Here is a 17,397-nt window from a genome sequence, read left to right on the forward strand (position 1 = left end):
CGTACCCGAGATATCATGAACGCCCAGAAACGCCTCGAGATCTTCACCCGTCTGCGCAACGAGAATCCTGAGCCACGCACAGAGCTTGCCTGGTCAACGCCCTTCGAGCTTTTGATCGCGGTGCTGCTGTCGGCGCAGGCGACGGATGTGGGCGTCAACAAGGCCACGGCGAAGCTGTATCCGGTCGCCAATACGCCGGAGAGCATCCTCGCGCTGGGCGTCGAGGGCCTGAAGGAGTACATCAAGACGATCGGCCTGTTCAACACCAAGGCCGAGAACGTCATCAAGACCTGCCGCATGCTGATCGAACGGCATGGTGGCGAGGTGCCGCAGACTCGCGAGGCGCTAGAAGCGCTGCCGGGCGTGGGACGCAAGACCGCCAACGTGGTGCTCAACACCGCCTTCGGCCAGCCGACCATGGCGGTGGACACGCACATCTTCCGTGTCTCCAACCGCACGCGCATCGCCCCGGGCAAGAACGTGCTGGAGGTCGAGCACAAGCTGATGCGCCATGTGCCCAAGGAGTTTCTGGTCGATGCCCACCATTGGTTGATCCTGCATGGCCGCTACACCTGCGTGGCACGCAAGCCCCGCTGCGGCAGCTGCATCATCGAAGATCTCTGCGAGTACAAGGACAAGGTCGACTTGTAACGCCGCAAGGCACGAGAATTTGATGACTTCTTCATGATCAGGGGCTTGATGACTGGGATTTGATCACCAGGCGCCTGGCGTAAGCCCCGATCCTGCGTAGACTGCCTGCGTGGCCTGCAGCGTGGGCTGCATGCATGATCGTTGATTGAGCATGAACCCTTCCTCCCCGCCTATTCAACCGAGCGGCAACGTAGACTGAGCGCACAGACCGTCGCCTCAGGAACCTGCCATGACCGCACCTTCCGATGCAGGGGATCGCCGCTCTCCTCGCCCAGAAGGCTCCGACGATTCCCGCCAGCCTGATGACAGCTGCCTGCACTCGCGACTGCAGGAGATGTCGTCACGTCTCGAGGCACTGGAAGCCGAGAACCACCTGCTGCGCACCCTGGTCGACACCCACCCCGACATCCTGTTCATCAAGGATGCCAAGGGGCTGTTTCGCTATGCCAATCGCACCCTGACCGAATTCTATGGCACCTCGCGCGAGGACATCATCGGGCGCGATGACAGCCATTACACCGGCAATACCGAGCAGAGCCACTTCTTCAGGCGCAGCGTGGAGCAGGTGCTCAGCAGGTTCGAGCGCGAGACGATCTTCGAGGATGCCACCGACGGCACCACCGGCGAGGTCAACCACTTCCGCTCCATCAAGCAGCCCTTCCATGACATTCACGGCCAGCCGCTGGTCGCCGTTCTGGCGCACAACATCACCACCGAAGTCCGTGAGCATGAGCGCAAGACCCGCCAGATCGACCACATCTATGACACCTCGCTGGAAGGCTTCTGGGACTGGAACATCCTGACCAGCTCCGTGACGCACAATCGCCGCTGGTCACAGATTCTGGGCATCCCGGAGAGCGAGCTCAGCAACAGCCTGGAAGAATTCGCAAGCCTGCTGCACCCCGAGGACAAGCCCGAGACGATGATCGCCATCCAGGACTGCATGGCGGGCAAGACGGCCTATTATCACCGCCACCGCATGCTGACCCGCGGTGGCGATGTGGTCTGGGTGATCGACAAGGGCGATGTCATCGAGCGGGACAGCGAAGGCAATCCGCTACGCATGATTGGCTCGATCACCGATATCACGCGTATCGTCGAATCAGAGGCCCTGCTGCACCAGCACAGCCGCTTCGACTCGCTGACCAAGCTGGCCAACCGAGCCACCCTGATCGACAGCCTGCAGCAGGCCATCATCATCACCGACGCCCGTGACACCCACGGCGCGCTCATCTTCATCGATCTGGACCACTTCAAGAAGATCAACGACCTGCTGGGGCATACCACCGGCGACCATCTGTTGATCGAGGTGGCGCATCGCCTGAGCTCCACGGTGCGTGACAGCGACCTGGTGGCGCGCTTCGGCGGGGACGAGTTCGTCATCCTGGTTCAGCCCCTGAGCCATGATCCACAGACTGCCTGTCGCGAACTGGATGAGCTGATGGAGCGCCTGCAGCAGGCGCTCAACCAGCCGTATTCGCTCTTGGGCCCACAGTCGCAGCCGCTGCAACATCACAGCTCGGCGAGCTTGGGCAGCATCATGTTCCATGATCGCCATCTGAGTGCGGAGGAGCTCATCCGGCGCGCGGATATCGCGATGTATCGCGCCAAGGAGGCCGGGCGCAACCAGACCGTCCGCTTTGATCCCAGCATGCGCGTGGAGCTTGAGCGCGCCGTGCAGCTGGAAAATGACCTGCGCCGCGCCATCGAGAATGAAGAGCTCTACGTGGAATTACAGCCGCAATTCGATCGGGGACTCAAGCTGGTCGGCGCCGAGTGCCTGTTGCGCTGGCGACACGCCAAGCTCGGCAATATCTCGCCCTATGAATTCATTCCGCTGGCCGAGAAGAGCCAGCTGATCGACAGCCTCGGCGACTGGGTACTGGAGCAGGCCTGCAAGCTGCTGGAGGACTGGCAGAAAGGCACCGCCTTCGCAAAGATCTATCTGTCGGTCAATGTCAGCGTCAAGCAGCTGGACTCCCCTCACTACGTCGGCAATGTCGCCAAGGCACTCAGCCAGCACACGCTTGACCCGCAATATCTGCAGCTGGAGCTGACCGAAAACGTCTTCGCCACCGACATGCCCGCCACGGTCGCACGCATGCACGAGCTGCGCTCGCTGGGCCTGCGCCTGTCACTGGATGATTTCGGCACCGGCTTCTCCTCCCTGACCTACATCAAGCACCTGCCCTTCGATGAGCTCAAGGTCGACCGCAGCTTCGTCAATGATCTCGAGAACGACGAGATGAACCGCCGCATGGTGAACTTCATGGTGCAGCTGGGGCGTGAGCTGGGCATGTGCGTGGTGGCGGAAGGCGTCGAGACCCCCAGGCAGCGCGAACTGCTGCTGGAGATGGGCTGTGATGCCCTGCAGGGCTATCTGATGGATAAGCCGATGGCGATCGAGGCATTCACCGCCAAGTATCAGCTCGGATGACAGCGCATCCGCGTCTTTCATGGCACACTGGGGCCTCTTTTCTGTCTGGACATCATGCGTTATGGAAGACTTCTTCAACTGGATCGGCACGCAACTGGGTGCTGCCATTCGCTTCATCGTCGAAGGTCTGAGCGGTTTCTTCGCCAACTTCGATGATGCCCTATCGGGATTCTTCAATGGCCTCACTGGTGAGCTGGGGCTCAGCACTTCGCTGTTCAGCCTGCTGGGATTGATTCTGGGACTTTACCTGCTCTTCAAGGGCATCACGTCACTGTTGAGAGGCTCCATCATCGGCGGGCTATTGATGACCTTCATCGGCCTGACCTTCTTGGGCTGGATGATTGCCTGACGCGCGATGACCCTTAAAGCGATGACCGTGTACGCAATGATCGTATACGCGATGGTCTTGAAAGCGATGCCCTGACGGGACTTGCGCCAGGCTCGTGACATGAAAAAGCCCCTGCCATTCGGCAGGGGCTTTTTCATGTCAGCAGCAGTCACCGCATCGCGCGATGACTGCCGTCCGTCTTCAAGGGTCAGCTCAGAGGATCAGGCCAGTGCCTTCTCCACGACTTCATACAGGTTGTTCGAGAGCTTCTCGCCACGGATACGCTCAAGCTCTGCCTTCATCAAGTCCTGACGCTTGGCATCGAAACGCTTGTAGCGCGTCAGCGGCGTGATGATGCGCGCCGCGATTTCCGGATTCAGACGATTGAGCTCGATGACCACATCCGCCAACAGACGATAGCCTTCACCGTCGAGACGGTGGAAGTTGACGCGGTTCTGGCCGGCGAAGGCGCCGATCAATGCACGCACCTTGTTGGGGTTGGTCAACGAGAAGGCCGGGTGCTCCATCAGGAAGCGCACGCGGTCCAGCACATCGGCCTGCGGACGCGTGACCTGGATCGAGAACCACTGGTCCATCACCAGCGGATCATGCGACCAGCGCTCGGCGAAGGACTTGAGCGCCGGGTCACCCAGGTCGGTGCGTGAGGAGTGCACCAGCATCGTCAGCGCGGCACGCACGTCGGTCATGTTGTGGGCCGCCGCCAGCTGAGCCTGGGCCAGACGCACGCCCTCCTCGTCCTCGATGCTCATCAGATAGCTGAGCGCGGCATTCTTGAGACTGCGACGCGCCATCTGCTCGAAGGTCGGCGCGTAGTCACCCTGCTGCGCATTGGCGTGATAGAGCACCACGAAATCATCGCGCAGCGTACTGGCCAGCTGCGCCTTGGCGGTCTTGCGCGCCCAGTGGATGGCATCGACATCGACGACACTCTGCTGCTCGGCGATATAGGCCTCCGAGGGCAGCGTCAGCATCTCGGCCAGCACCGCACGATCGGAAGCTTCGCTCTGGAGCAGGAAGCGATAGGCGGCCAGCAGGCGCTCATCCAGCTGGGCCTCCTGCTCGCCACGCTGCCAGGCCGCCATCAGGTCTTCAAGCGCTGCCATGGCCAGACGCTGACCGGCATCCCAGCGGTTGAAGCCATCGCTGTCGTGCTGCATCAGGAAGGCCAGCTGCTCACGGCTGTAGTCAAAGGTCAGCTTGACCGGCGCGGAGAAGCCACGCAGCAGCGACGGCACCGGCTCGGCAGCGCCGGCAAGGCCGGTGAAGACGAAGGTCTGCTCGGCTTCGGTCAGCTCCAGCACGGTTTCCGTGCCCAGCGCTTCGCCGTCGAGGGTCAGCGTCAGATCGCTGCCATCGGCGCCGACCAGCCCCATGCGCACCGGAATCACCAGCGGCAGCTTCTCCGCCTGCCCCGGCGAAGGCGGCGTGGACTGACGCAGCGTGAGGGAATAGGTGCCAGCCTGGGCATCGAAGGTGCCGCTGGCGGCGATGTTCGGCGTTCCGGCCTGGGAGTACCAGCGCATGAACTGGCTGAAGTCGCGGCCGGAGGCTTCGCTCATCGCGCTGATGAAGTCCTCGATGGTGGCGGCGCTGCCATCGTTGCGCGCGAAGTAGAGGTCACTGCCACGGCGGAAGGCCTCTTCCCCGAGCAGATTGGCGACCATGCGCACCACTTCGGAACCCTTCTCGTAGATGGTCAGGGTGTAGAAGTTGGAAATCTCGATATAGGACGCCGGGCGTACCGGGTGTGCGGTGGGGCCGGCATCTTCGGCGAACTGCGCGGTACGCAGCATGGCGACGTCTTCGATACGCTTGACCGGCGCCGAGTTCATGTCGGCGGAGAAGGTCTGGTCGCGATAGACGGTGAAGCCTTCCTTCAGGGACAGCTGGAACCAGTCACGGCAGGTGACGCGGTTGCCCGACCAGTTGTGGAAGTACTCATGGGCGACCACCCCTTCGACGCGCTGGAAGGCGGCGTCGGTGGTGGTATCGGGGTTGGCCAGCACGCAGGCGCTGTTGAAGATGTTGAGGCCCTTGTTCTCCATCGCGCCCATGTTGAAGTCGTTGACCGCGACGATCATGAAGATGTCGAGATCATATTCACGACCGTAGACTTCCTCGTCCCACTTCATGGAGGCCTTGAGGGAGTTCATGGCGTGCTGGGTCTTGTCGAGATTTTCCGGCTCGACCCAGATTTCCAGAGCGACGTCACGGCCACTCATGGTGGTGAAGCTGTCGTCATGCTTGACCAGGTCTCCCGCCACCAGCGCGAACAGATAGCACGGCTTGGGATGCGGGTCCTGCCAGGTGACGAAGTGACGACCGCCCTCGTGCTCGCCACGCTCGACGGGATTGCCGTTGGAGAGCAGGATCGGGTAGCTGTCCTTGTCGGCGATGATGGTGGTGGTGAACACCGACATCACGTCCGGGCGGTCCGGGTAGTAGGTGATGCGACGGAAGCCTTCGGCCTCGCACTGGGTGCAGAACATGCCCGAGGACACATAAAGCCCTTCCAGCGCGGTATTCGCGGCCGGGTCGATCACCACCACCGTCTCGAGCTCACAGTTGGCCGGCAGGCCGGCCAAGGTCAGGTGAGTCTCGTCGAGCTTGTATTCATCACTGGCCAGCGCTCGCCCATCGACACGCACGGACTCAAGCGTCAGATGCTCGCCATTGAGCACCAGCGGCGGCGTGGCATCACTGCCCACGGCGGCATCGGGATTGGCCTCGAGGGTCAGCACGGTCGTCACACGGGTCGCCGACGGTGCCAGATCAAACGTCAGACGGGTGTCCAGCACACGCCAGGCGGGTGCCTGATAATCGGCAAGATGAATCGCTGCAGGTTGTGACATCAAAGACTCCGCAATCAGCGCCGCGGGAGAGGACTCCTCACGGCAGGAAGACAGCGGACAGCGAGGGAGCAGACACCTCACCTGCCCGCGATGAAGCGCTCATTCGCGCGGAAGGGATTCGCCACTGACGGCAAGGTTCGCCCCCTCGCCCTTGGGCTCCGGGCGCGTGGCCAGCCAGAGTGCCAGCAGCGACAGGAAGACCAGCAGCGAGACCTTGACGGCCAGCACTGAGACGGTGAACAGGATGATCAGCATCGAGACGGCCAGCATGCTGACCGCCATGATGCGCGCGCGCAGCGGAATGGCGCGTTCGCGCTCCCAGGCCACCAGTGTCGGCCCGATCTGGGGATGTTCACGGATATAGCGCGCAAAGCGCGGTGAGCCTCGGCTGGCACAGGCCAGCGCCAGCAGCATGAAGACGGTGGTGGGCAGCAGCGGCAGAAACATGCCAGCGAAGCCGATGCCGAAGAACAACCAGGCCAGGCCAAGCCAGCAGATACGCTTCATGCGCCGAAAGATCATCATGTCGGTTCCTCACCACCTGCGGTCACACACCGTGTGCTTCCTGCTATCAGTCAAACGCCAAGTCGTTCATGGGAAAAGTACTTTCTGACTATCCGCCTGATAGCAACTGCGTGCATGGTAACGGGCTTGCCGATATCGCGAAAGGCCACGCCCCCCGCCATGGGGGCCGTGGGCCGCTGTCTGCGGCCGGATTCGATGCCGCAATCCGTCGAGCCGGGCGTGGTTTAGCTGCGGTCAGCCGGGCTGCGATCAGCCGCGCTGCGATCAGCCGCGCTGCGATCAGCCGGGCTGCGATCAGCTACGTTGCGCCAACTGCCAGAGACGCATGATGGCCTCGCAGCGGTCAGTCAGCAGCTCCGAGGTGCGCGCCAGCGCCTGCTCAAGCGGCATGGCACTGTCACACAGCGTGAAGACGGCACTGACCCCCTCATCATGGGCGGCTTGCCAGCCCTCGGCCAGTCGCCCCGCCAACACGATGGCGGGCACCCCGGCGGCTCGCGCGGCACGCGCGGCACCGATGGGGGTCTTGCCGCCCAGGCTCTGGCCATCCAGGCCGCCTTCCCCGGTGATCAGCAGATCACAGCCCGCCAGGCGTTCACTCACGTTGAGGCGCTCCATCACCAGCTCGATGCCCGGGCGCAACTCGCCGTTCAACCAGGCCGCCACCGCGTAGCCCATGCCGCCTGCGGCCCCTGCACCGGCCAACTGCTGCTGGTCTGCGCCCAGCACTTCCGCGCTCAGGCGCGCGAAGTGGGCCAGTGCCGCATCCAGCTCCTCGACCACCTCGGCATCGGCGCCCTTCTGCGGGCCGAAGACGGCGCTCGCGCCACGCGGACCACACAGGGGGTTGTCGACATCGACCGCGGCAGACACCTTGAGGTTGGCCAGGCGTGGGTCCAGCGCAGTGACGTCCAGGCTCGCCAGACGCGCGAGGGCCGCGCCACCTGCGGGCAGCTCATTGCCATCAGCGTCGAGCAGACGCAGCCCGAGCGCGCGCAGCATGCCGCTGCCGCCATCGTTGGTGGCGCTGCCGCCCAGGGTGACGATCAGTCGCTCGGCACCGGCGTCCAGCGCCGCCAGGATCAGCTCGCCCACGCCATGCGTGTCGGCGACCCGCGCGTCGCGCTCATCAGGGCTGACCAGATGCAGACCACTGGCTTCGGCCAGTTCGACGATGGCCGTGCGGCTACCCGGCTGCCAGCCCCACTGGGCGGTAACTTCACGCCCGAGCGGATCACGCACCTGAGCGCTGCGCGCCTCGATGGGGTCTGCTTCACTGGCCGCCGCCAACAACGCCGCCAGCGTGCCCTCACCGCCATCCCCCAGCGGGCAGAGATCGATCTGTGCCTCGGGCAATACCCGGCGAACACCCCGCGCCATGGCCTCGGCGGCATCACTGGCTGCCAGCGCTTCCTTGAAGCTGTCAGGAGCAATCAACAGACGCGGCGAGCCAGCAGAAGTTGAGGGACCAGAAGAAGCGGAGGCAGCAGAAGCGGAGACAGTCATGCAGACATTCCTTGTCGAAGGTGAAGGAGCGAATGGGGGCGACTCAGCGCAAGATACCCCAATGATACGCTGTCATTGGTGCCATGCGGGACCCTGAAACGCAAACTGCCACCCGTCGGTCTCCCGAGGGTGGCAGTACAGGCTGACAAGTGGCGCTTACTTGACCAGACGCGTCTCGGTGGGCGCCAGCGTGACCTTGCCTTCGCGCTTCAGGTGACCGATGGCGCGCTTGAAGTTGGCCTTGCTGGCACCGAAGGCTTCGCTGATGGCTTCCGGCTCGCTCTTGTCGCCCAGCGGCAGCACGCCCTGACTGGCTTCCAGCGCGGCCAGAATGCGGTCCGCCAGCTGTTGATGGCCGGCCGGACCCGGCGCCTGCGGCGTGAGATCGACATTGCCGTTGCCGTCATTCTTCAACACCCACAGACGCAGACGGTTGCCGATGCGCAGACGCGTGAAGATACGGTCGTGGTGCACCAGGCCCCAATGGGCGTTTTCGATGATGATCTTCATGCCCAGGTCGGTGCGCGCAGCGACCAGACCGGAGACTTCCTGGCCCACCGCGTAGGTGGCCGGAGTCTTGTCGAGCCAGCGATCCAGACGCATCGAGGCGACCATGCGGTCACTGTGCTTGTCGAGACCGACGTGCACCATGGCGAACTGGCCGGCCTTGAGCTCACGCTTGCGCTCGCCGTAGGGCAGCAGCAAGTCCTTTCCCAGGCCATTGTCGAGGAAGGTGCCGATGTCATTGACCTCGACCACCTTGAGCGCGGCGAATTCGCCGACCATGGCACGCGGATAGCGCGTGGTGGCCAGCAGGCGGTCTTCATCATCCAGGCTGACGAAGACTTCGACTTCGTCACCGATGTCGGCCCCCGCCGGAATGAAGGGCGTCGGCAGCAGGATTTCCCCGCGATCCCCACCATCGAGGAAGACGCCGAAGCCGACCCGCTTGGTGATCGTCAGGGTGTTGCGCTGGCCGATAGCGAGCGGAGCAGACATATAACCTCTCTTTGCGCGTTGTCGGGTGCCGAAGCGGCCCGCATGGCGCAGATATTACGTACGAATAGGGTGAAACGCTTTGAAAGCGACGCGTCCGGTCGTCTCGAGTGAAGCACCGAGCTGGACAAGCGTAGCGCCAGCGACGAGACATGACGCTTTCAAAGCGAATCTGTTGATCCAGAAAACAAGCGAATCAGTGACTCTCACGACACCGCAAATCAGCGAATCAAACGAATCAAACGAATCAAACGAATACAGCACCGCACGCCGATAGCGAACGGTGCTGAGAATGGCGATCGCCAGTCACTTGCGCGCTGGATCAATCGCGGAAGTTGTTGAACTGCAGCGGCAGCTCGAGGCTCTCATCGCCCTTGAGCAGCGCCATGGCGCCCTGCAGGTCATCACGCTTCTTGCCGGTGACGCGGACCTTCTCGCCCTGGATCTGTGCCTGGACCTTGAGCTTGGCATCCTTGAGCGCCTTGACGATCTTCTTGGCGGTCGGCTGGTCCAGCCCCTGACGCAGCACCAGCTGCTGACGGGCACGCACGCCAGCGGTGTCGGCGTCCTTCTCTTCCAGGCAGCGCACGTCGATGCCGCGCGCGATCAGACGGCCCTTGAGCAGTTCGATCATCTGACGCAACTGGAAGTCGGCGTCGGCTTCCAGATTGACGTTCTCTTCCTTCTCGAGTTCGAAGCTGGCAGTCACGCCCTTGAAATCGAAGCGCGTCGCGAGTTCGCGATTGGCCTGATCGACGGCATTCTGAACTTCGTGCTTGTCGAGTTCGGAGACAATATCGAATGACGGCATGGGAGCGATTCCTTTGAAGCCATGAAGAATAAACAGCGCATCCTAGCCCATGGGGGCCACGCGCGCCATGCCCCTGGCTCAGGCGGCGCCGGCATTCACCGTCGAGGGCGGCCTCGGGTGCGCTTCACCGGCATCACCGGCCGCGAGTTCCTCAGCCATCGGCGCCGGCGAATCCAGCGTCAATGCCTTGCGCATCTTCCAGGCGGCGGCCCCGTCGGCATAGTAATCGCGCAGGCGACCACACTTCTCGAAGCCGTGACGCTCGTAGAGCGCGATCGCCGCGCCATTGCCGGTGTGCACCTCAAGATCGAACTGCGTACAGCCCTGCGCGATGGCCAGCTGCTCAAGCGATGTCAGCATGCGCTGGGCAAGGCCGCGGCCACGCGATTCCGGATGCAGGCAGAAGGAATAGAGTCGCGCCCGGCGTGAATTGCGCCGAAACAGCACGGTGCCGTAGCCGAGCACGCTGCGCAGCGGCGTGGCGTCATCGCGCTCGACGCTACCGGCCGGCCATAGCGCGGCCATCACATCGTCCACCGCCGGTGCGGACGGGATGACATCGTCATCGGGCTGGATGATCACCAGGGTACGGGCATGGGCACGCAGAATCAGATGGGACAGCTGACGACGACTGAACCAGTCGCTGTCGAAACTGACTTCCTCGAGCTCTACCAGAGCGTCGAGATCGGCCCGGATGGCCGGGCGCAGAATGGGGGTCATGGTGCAGGCTCTCCCGCCTGTCAGCGCCCTGACGCTGTCCGAGGATCAGCGTGTCGCGGGGCGGTAGCAATGCGCTGCATTCTGGGCATGCAGGCGCGTCTTGTCTTGGTCTCTTTGCATGAAATTATTTCACTTTCCAGCCTATTGCGATGACGGGGATTGTTTCTCATGATGCGCGCATTCGGCACCGCTTCGGTGCCCGCCTTGCGAGGCTTCGCAATGTCCCGCCTGCGTATCGTGGTTGACCGTGTTTCTGACTGGCGCGCCTTCTATCCCAGTGATGATGTCATCAGCGCCCATGACTTTCTTTCCGAACTCTCAAGCGATGCGCCAGCCCAGCGCGCCGACGATGCGCCGCAGCCCGCCACCCACGTCATCAATCTGTGTGGCGGACTGGATTACCTGGGCATCGGCTATTACGTCTCGCTGCTGGCCCAGGCGCGCGGTCAGAAGGCGTTGCCGTCGGTGGAGACCCTCAATCAGCTGTCACGCAAGTCGCTGATCGACATGGAGCTGGGCGGCATCCGCGTGCTGCTCGAGGAACTGACACGCAAGGGCGCCCTGCCCGCCCCGCAAGGCGTGACGCATGGAGCTGGCAAGCCGCCACGCCTCGACCTGCTGCTGACCTTCGGCGAGAGCGCAGACCCCGCGCTTGCGCGTCTCGCACGCAAGCTGTTCGAGCGCCTGCCCTGCCCGCTGCTGGAGGTGCGTCTTGAAGGCAGAGGCGAACATTGGGTGCTCAAGCGAGTGCGCCCGCAATCCCTGAGCCACCTGGCAGCGGCGGATGAAGACAGCTTCGCCCAGGCGCTCAATCGCCATTCGCGCAAGGTATGGCGCACGCCCAAGGCACGTCGCCATTACCGCTTCGATCTCGCCATGCTGGTCGACCCGGACGAGGCGCTGCCGCCGTCCAACCGCACCGCGCTCAAGCATTTCATCCGCGAAGGACGGCGCCTGGGCATCGATGTCAGCCTGATCACGCGGCGCGATGAAGGCCGTCTGGCCGAGTTCGATGGCCTGTTCATCCGCGAGACGACCAGTCTGGATCACCACACCTATCGCATGGCCAAGCGTGCCGAGCACGAAGGGCTGGTGGTGATCGATGACAGCCAGTCTATCCTGCGCTGCACCAACAAGGTCTTCCTGCATGAGCTTCTCAAGGCACGCGGCCTGAGTGCCCCGCAGGGTCGCCTGATTCATCGGGGCGAACTGCGCCAGCTGGCCGAGCGCGGTCAGCACATGCGCTACCCGCTGGTGATGAAGGTGCCGGATGGTGCCTTCTCCCGCGGCATCGTCAAGATCGATGGCCCCGAGACACTGGTGCGCGAAGCCGAGCGGCTGTTCCATGATTCTGCCCTGCTGCTGTTGCAGGAGTGGCTGCCGACCGAGTTCGACTGGCGCATCGGCGTGCTCGACGGCAAGCTGCTGTTCGCCAGCCGTTACTACATGGCGCGTGGCCATTGGCAGATCTACGACCACAGCGGCGCGCGCACCCGCTCCGGTGGCTTCGCGACGGTCGACCCGAGCGAGGTGCCAGCGGCCGTGATCAAGGCGGCCCTGAAGGCGACGCGTCTGATCGGCGACGGCCTCTACGGCGTCGACTTGAAACAGCTGGAGGACCGCGTGGTGGTCATCGAGGTCAACGACAACCCGAATCTGGATGCCGGCGTCGAGGATGTGGTGCTGGGACGCGAGCTCTACCGGCGCGTGATGCAGGTATTTCTGGCCCGTATGCAGGCGCGCCGCCAGCCCGTGCTGGGCTGACGCGCCTCGAGTCTGCAAGCCTGTAACAAGAAGCGAGAAACCAGAAACTAGAGGCACACACGACAGCGCCCACCCTCCATGAAGGAGCGTGGGCGCTGTCGTGTGTGCGGTGCTGTGCTCTTGGCTATGGCTCAGCCGCGGCTCATTGCTCGCCGAGCTGAGCCTCGATCTCATAGCCGGTGAACTTGCGCAGATTGATCACGCCGCTGTCGAGAATCAGATACTGGCCCTTGAGCCCTTCGAGCACGCCTTCCACCACTGGCGTCTTGTCGAAGTTGAACGAGGTGACCTTGGTCGGCGCGGTGCGCACGGGAAACTCGAAGGCCAGCGCCGTGGTGTCCAGCACCCGGATGGCGCCTTCACCGCAATGCGCCTGCAGCGCCGCCAGACCTTCTGACATCTGGGCCAGCAAGGCATCCCGCTCGGCTTCCAGGTCCAGCTCTGCCACATCGCCCTTGAGCATCGCGCGCCAGTTGGTGCGATCGTTCAGCGCCTGCTTGAACAGCACCTCGACCAGCCCCGACTGCAGGCGATTGGACACCTCGACGATGGGCAGCGCCTGGATGGCGCCCTGATCGAACCAGCGCGTCGGCATCTGGGTCTTGCGCGTGATGCCGACCTTGAGGCCGGAGGAATTGGCCAGATAGACGATGTGCGGCTGGAAGCAGTGCTCCTCACCCCACTGCGGATCACGGCAGGTGCCTTCGGCGTAGTGGCAGGTCTCCGGCTTCATGATGCAGCCATCGCACTGCGGCAGCTTGCGAAAGCACGGATAGCAATGCCCCTGCGCGAAGCTCTTCTTGGTCTTGCGACCGCAATGGCTGCAGTGGATCTGACCGGTGAAGCTCAATCGCACCTTGTGGCCGATATAGGCATTCAGCGGCTGGGTAATCTCGCCCAGACGCAGGCCATAGTTGGCCGCCAGCGGCTCCCGCGTGACCGACGACGCATCAAACGAGGTATCGATCGCAAGCGCCTCACCGGCGGGCACGATGGACATCTTGTGGAGGTTACCACTCAGCGTGATGGGCGCCGCATCCTGAGCACTGGCTTCCTGAGCCGTGCCGGAGGCCTCATCCGCACTCAGGGCATCATCCAGCGTCAGTTGACCCACTTGATCTGCTCCGGCTCATCGCTTGCGGCGCTGTCGTCATCACGCGGCCCACAGGTGCCATTGTCGATGAAGCCGACACGCGACTCGGCCGGCACGTTGTTGTGCGCTTCGTACTTGATGACGGCTTCCATGCACAGCTCGACCTGCTCCTGGGTCAGCACGCGGCCATCCGGCCATTTGCGCAGCTGCATGGACTGCTTGAGGCTCTCGTAGATGGTCGGCGTCATCTGCTCGACCATGCCGTCAAAGGACATGTTGCTCATCACATACTCTCCTGATACGGGTCCACGACTGCCGAAGGCGGACCATCGGAGTCACCGGGGATGGCCGCCATTCTAGCATTGTCGTTTCGCGCAGTGTCATTTCCAGAGGTGGCATCCCCGGGGCCGAAGTGCCAACGCTCAGGCTGCGCTGCGCCTGGGGAGCAGCCAGCCCAGCAGCAGACCGGTCAACAGGCCGCCAAGATGCGCCTCGTTGGCGATGGCGCCCAGACCGATGGCGCTCGAGAGCGGCGTCATGCACAGCACCAGATAGATCAGCATGAAGATCATCAGCGAGCGCTGCATCTGATAGCCCAGCGCCGGGCGGCGGCGTGCGGCGATGAAGACATAGCCGATGACGGCGAAGTCGATCCCCGACAGCCCACCGAACAGCACGCTGCCGGTGGCGTATTGCGCCAGATTGGCCGCCACGCCGCTCAGCACCACGACCATCGCGAAGCGCCAACCGCCATCGATGGCCTCGATCTGGCGCCCGAACACCCACAGCCACAGCAGGTTGAACACCAGGTGCAGTACCCCGAAGTGCATCAACGACGGCGACCAGAGCCGCCACCACTCCCCCGCCAGCGTCACGGACAGCGGCTCGGGCGCGATATGCTGACTGCCGACAAGCTCGAAGGGCACGATGGCCAGCCACTCGAATACCGCCGCCTGGCCCAGCGCATACTGGAACAGCACCGTGACGCAGCAGGCCAGACCGACCAGCCAGGTCAGCGGCGTCTGGCGCACCAGGGCGATGAGGGACTGAGAACTGCCGCCGCCACCCGTCGCGGCGCCTGCGGAGGCGTCCCGCAACGGTTCACCGCGTGACTGGCGCTCGAGCATCGCGATGACGCGCGGCAGCTGCTCGGGGTCGGCCAGCCACAGCTCCTGGCCGCCCTCGTGGCTCTCGGCATCGTCGCCAGACGCAGCCTCTGTCGGGCGAGCCTGGCTCAGGGTGATCTGGTGACCGATCTTCTCGGCCCACAGGGCTTCACGCAGGGGGCGGCTGTCGAAGGATTCGGGCAGCGTCAGAACCTTGAACATGCTATGCCTCTGAAGATGACACGCGACTGAACAGACTCAGTACACGTTGATAAACAAGGAGAAGTCAGACCAGCCTGTGAAAACCTACCACAGCGCCGCAGGCGTCTGGCTTTATGACAGACATAAAAAAAGCCCGGTGGGGGGCACCGGACTGAGCAAGGATCATTCAAGGGAACACTTACTCAGAGTGCGCAATCGAGCTTTGGTTCACTGATGCGTGATTGTAAAAAACAATCGCCATTCATCACCAGCATCACTGCCGCTATTGGGGCATGCCCATGACCAGTGCTAATAGCCAGTGCTATTGACTGGCGCCATTGGCGAAGGACTGATTCGACAGGGTGTCGCGGGACAGCTCTTCCGGCACGGGGCGTCGGGAGGGCTCACGCGGTACCGGTACCCACACGAAGTTGGCGGCATCCAGCGTGGCTTCACCACTGAAGCGATACGCCACCAGGCGCCCGAACTTGACCGCACTGTAATCCAGGCAGGCAATGTTGGGGGCCGGCAGCGCCGGCAAGCCCTCGCACCAGTAGTGTCCGAGGAACAGCGGCGGCTGCTCTGGCCCGTAGTAAGGCAGATTGGCCAGCTCCTGCTCGCTCAACCAGCGCGATTCCAGCTCGCCAGGCAGGTTGTCGGGCTGGAAGACGACATCGCCGTAGGTGCGGGGCTCACGTGCCCAGAAGTGCGTGCGGAAGCTTCGGCGGGTGAAACCATCGCCGGAGTGGATCTCGACCCCTTCCGGCAAGCGCAGATTCGCGCCGCGCGTCATGCGGTCCAGCACGCGATAGGCGAAGCTGTCGTGCTCGATGGACTCATGCAGAAAGTCTTCATCGATGCAGCCATCGGGGTAGCGCTCCAGGAAGGGACGTACCAGTGGCTCGTCCCAGCAGGCGTGCACCACGCGCAGCCCGCTCTGGCCGGGGGCCAGCGGCGGCAGCTCCAGACACAGCGGCATGCGCATGAACCAGCGCAGCGCCTCGTCCCACTCATCGGGATGATGCTGATATTGGTCAAGCGTCTCGCGGATGATGCGATTGTGACGTGAGGTATGCGAGCGCAGGAAATCACGATGCTCGCCGCCCGCACGCGGGCGTGCGCGCCGGCAATACGCCAGGGCGTTGTATTCGTGATTGCCCATCACGATCAGCGCTTCGCCGGCATTGACCATGCTGCTGGCCAGCTGCACCGCCAGGCGGATGCGCGGACCACGATCGATGATATCGCCGAGAAAGATGACCTTGCGGGTCGGGTGGCGATAGACGCCATCGACGATGTGATAGCCGAGCGTCTCCAGCAACGTCGCCAGAGTGGCGCCGCAGCCGTGTACATCGCCGATAAGGTCATAGCCATCCTGTGGCGCCACGAATGCTTGCATGCTGTGAGCCTTGAGGTCATTCGCCGAGGCGATTGCTCCAACCGAGCTTGGTGCGACAGATCTCGAAATAGTTGTGCTCCAGCGGATGAATCAGCGTCAGACGCTCACTCTTGCGCCGGATCTTGAGCACATCCCCGGGCTTGGCCACCACCTGGGTCTGGCCATCGCAGCTGATATGCGGATAGGTCGAGTTGCTGGCACTGATATGCAGGATGATCTCGCTGGCCGCATCGATCACGATCGGACGACTGGAAAGGGTATGCGGGAACATCGGCACCAGGGTGATCGCCTCGAGACGCGGATGCACGATGGGGCCGCCACCGGACAGCGCATAGGCGGTCGAGCCGGTCGGCGTGGCGACGATCAAGCCATCCGAGCGCTGGGAGTAGACGAACTGGCCATCGATGAACAGCTCGAATTCGATCATGCGCGCCGCCTTGCCGGGGTGCAGCACCACATCATTGAGGCCATCGGCCGCCCCGATGCGCTCGCCTTCACGGTAAACCTCGGCCTCGAGCAGGAAGCGTTGCTCGCTGAGATAGTCACCGCCCAGCACCTCGGCCACCTTCTCCTCGAGCTCATCGGGGCGAATGTCGGTCAGAAAGCCGAGTCGCCCACGATTGACGCCGAGCACGGGCGTGCCGCTGCGGCACAGCGCGCGCGCGGCGCCCAGCAGGCTGCCATCGCCGCCGACCACGATCACCAGATCACACTGCTCGCCCATCTGACGGCGGCTGGCCACCTGCAGACCGTGGTCCAGCAGCAGCGTGGCAGTGCGTTCCTCGATCACCATGGCCAGGCCACGGGAATCCAGAAAGCGAATCAAGCGCTTGAGCGTATCCACCACCTGGGCACTGCCCAGTCGGCCAATCACGCCGATCGTATTGAATTGCTGCTTCATCACGCCTCCCAGGCTGTCATGCCGGCCATTATGCGGACTCACCGCGCGAGCAGCAATGCAGCCGCGCCGCGCTTTTCCCATCGGAT

At 63.3% G+C, this 17,397-nt stretch carries 15 protein-coding genes; 4 read left to right on the forward strand and 11 right to left on the reverse strand.

Annotation, left to right across the window (positions count from 1 at the left end; all coding sequences use genetic code 11):
• Window positions 1-15: 15 nt before the first annotated feature.
• From nth to QD356_RS08635, 3 genes are all read left to right on the forward strand, one after another.
• Window positions 16-651, forward strand: a complete 636-nt coding sequence (nth, locus tag QD356_RS08625) for an endonuclease III (protein ID WP_043334098.1) — start codon at window positions 16-18, stop codon at window positions 649-651.
• A gap of 229 nt (window positions 652-880) precedes the next feature.
• Complete coding sequence (locus QD356_RS08630; protein ID WP_192837643.1) at window positions 881-3,088, forward strand: EAL domain-containing protein; 2,208 nt, start codon at window positions 881-883, stop codon at window positions 3,086-3,088.
• Between the two features lie 61 nt (window positions 3,089-3,149).
• Window positions 3,150-3,437 carry a hypothetical protein gene (locus QD356_RS08635; RefSeq protein WP_192837642.1) on the forward strand — a complete coding sequence of 96 codons (288 nt, stop codon included), beginning with the start codon at window positions 3,150-3,152 and terminating at the stop codon, window positions 3,435-3,437.
• 200 nt (window positions 3,438-3,637) lie between these two features.
• Here the strand turns inward: QD356_RS08635 and pepN are convergent, their stop codons facing one another.
• The 6 genes from pepN to QD356_RS08665 all read right to left on the reverse strand — a co-directional run bounded on the left by pepN (window position 3,638) and on the right by QD356_RS08665 (window position 10,847).
• Window positions 3,638-6,289, reverse strand: coding sequence for an aminopeptidase N (gene pepN / locus QD356_RS08640; protein WP_192837641.1), 2,652 nt, complete (start codon window positions 6,287-6,289; stop codon window positions 3,638-3,640).
• 99 nt (window positions 6,290-6,388) lie between these two features.
• A complete protein-coding gene (locus tag QD356_RS08645) occupies window positions 6,389-6,814 on the reverse strand; it encodes a YbaN family protein (protein ID WP_225996323.1) in 426 nt (141 codons plus the stop codon).
• Window positions 6,815-7,108: 294 nt separating this feature from the next.
• The gene (locus QD356_RS08650) at window positions 7,109-8,320 is read right to left on the reverse strand and encodes a glycerate kinase (protein WP_192837640.1); all 1,212 of its coding nucleotides are present in this window, start codon (window positions 8,318-8,320) and stop codon (window positions 7,109-7,111) included.
• Between the two features lie 156 nt (window positions 8,321-8,476).
• Window positions 8,477-9,319 carry a S1-like domain-containing RNA-binding protein gene (locus QD356_RS08655; protein WP_192837639.1) on the reverse strand — a complete coding sequence of 281 codons (843 nt, stop codon included), beginning with the start codon at window positions 9,317-9,319 and terminating at the stop codon, window positions 8,477-8,479.
• 319 nt (window positions 9,320-9,638) lie between these two features.
• Window positions 9,639-10,127 (reverse strand): YajQ family cyclic di-GMP-binding protein, encoded by a 489-nt coding sequence (locus QD356_RS08660; protein ID WP_054556286.1) that lies wholly within the window; start codon window positions 10,125-10,127, stop codon window positions 9,639-9,641.
• Between the two features lie 78 nt (window positions 10,128-10,205).
• Window positions 10,206-10,847 (reverse strand): N-acetyltransferase, encoded by a 642-nt coding sequence (locus QD356_RS08665; protein ID WP_192837638.1) that lies wholly within the window; start codon window positions 10,845-10,847, stop codon window positions 10,206-10,208.
• 168 nt (window positions 10,848-11,015) lie between these two features.
• On the opposite strand from QD356_RS08665, the gene QD356_RS08670 reads away from it, so the two are divergent.
• A complete protein-coding gene (locus QD356_RS08670; RefSeq protein ID WP_318833277.1) occupies window positions 11,016-12,611 on the forward strand; it encodes a RimK family protein in 1,596 nt (531 codons plus the stop codon).
• 142 nt (window positions 12,612-12,753) lie between these two features.
• Here the strand turns inward: QD356_RS08670 and QD356_RS08675 are convergent, their stop codons facing one another.
• The 5 genes from QD356_RS08675 to QD356_RS08695 all read right to left on the reverse strand — a co-directional run bounded on the left by QD356_RS08675 (window position 12,754) and on the right by QD356_RS08695 (window position 17,311).
• Window positions 12,754-13,725: a DUF2797 domain-containing protein gene (locus QD356_RS08675; protein ID WP_279877542.1), complete on the reverse strand. Its 972-nt coding sequence runs from the start codon at window positions 13,723-13,725 to the stop codon at window positions 12,754-12,756.
• Window positions 13,713-13,988 (reverse strand): DUF1315 family protein, encoded by a 276-nt coding sequence (locus tag QD356_RS08680; RefSeq protein WP_043334093.1) that lies wholly within the window; start codon window positions 13,986-13,988, stop codon window positions 13,713-13,715. Before QD356_RS08680 ends, QD356_RS08675 begins: the two co-directional genes overlap by 13 nt.
• Before the next feature lie 138 nt (window positions 13,989-14,126).
• Window positions 14,127-15,032, reverse strand: coding sequence for a rhomboid family intramembrane serine protease (locus QD356_RS08685; RefSeq protein WP_192837637.1), 906 nt, complete (start codon window positions 15,030-15,032; stop codon window positions 14,127-14,129).
• 301 nt (window positions 15,033-15,333) lie between these two features.
• The gene (locus tag QD356_RS08690; protein WP_192837636.1) at window positions 15,334-16,410 is read right to left on the reverse strand and encodes a metallophosphoesterase; all 1,077 of its coding nucleotides are present in this window, start codon (window positions 16,408-16,410) and stop codon (window positions 15,334-15,336) included.
• 16 nt (window positions 16,411-16,426) lie between these two features.
• Window positions 16,427-17,311, reverse strand: a complete 885-nt coding sequence (locus QD356_RS08695; RefSeq protein ID WP_043334090.1) for an NAD(+) kinase — start codon at window positions 17,309-17,311, stop codon at window positions 16,427-16,429.
• Between the last annotated feature and the right edge of the window lie 86 nt (window positions 17,312-17,397).

It is taken from the genome of Cobetia sp. 2AS, from assembly GCF_029846355.1.
Lineage (GTDB): Bacteria > Pseudomonadota > Gammaproteobacteria > Pseudomonadales > Halomonadaceae > Cobetia > Cobetia amphilecti.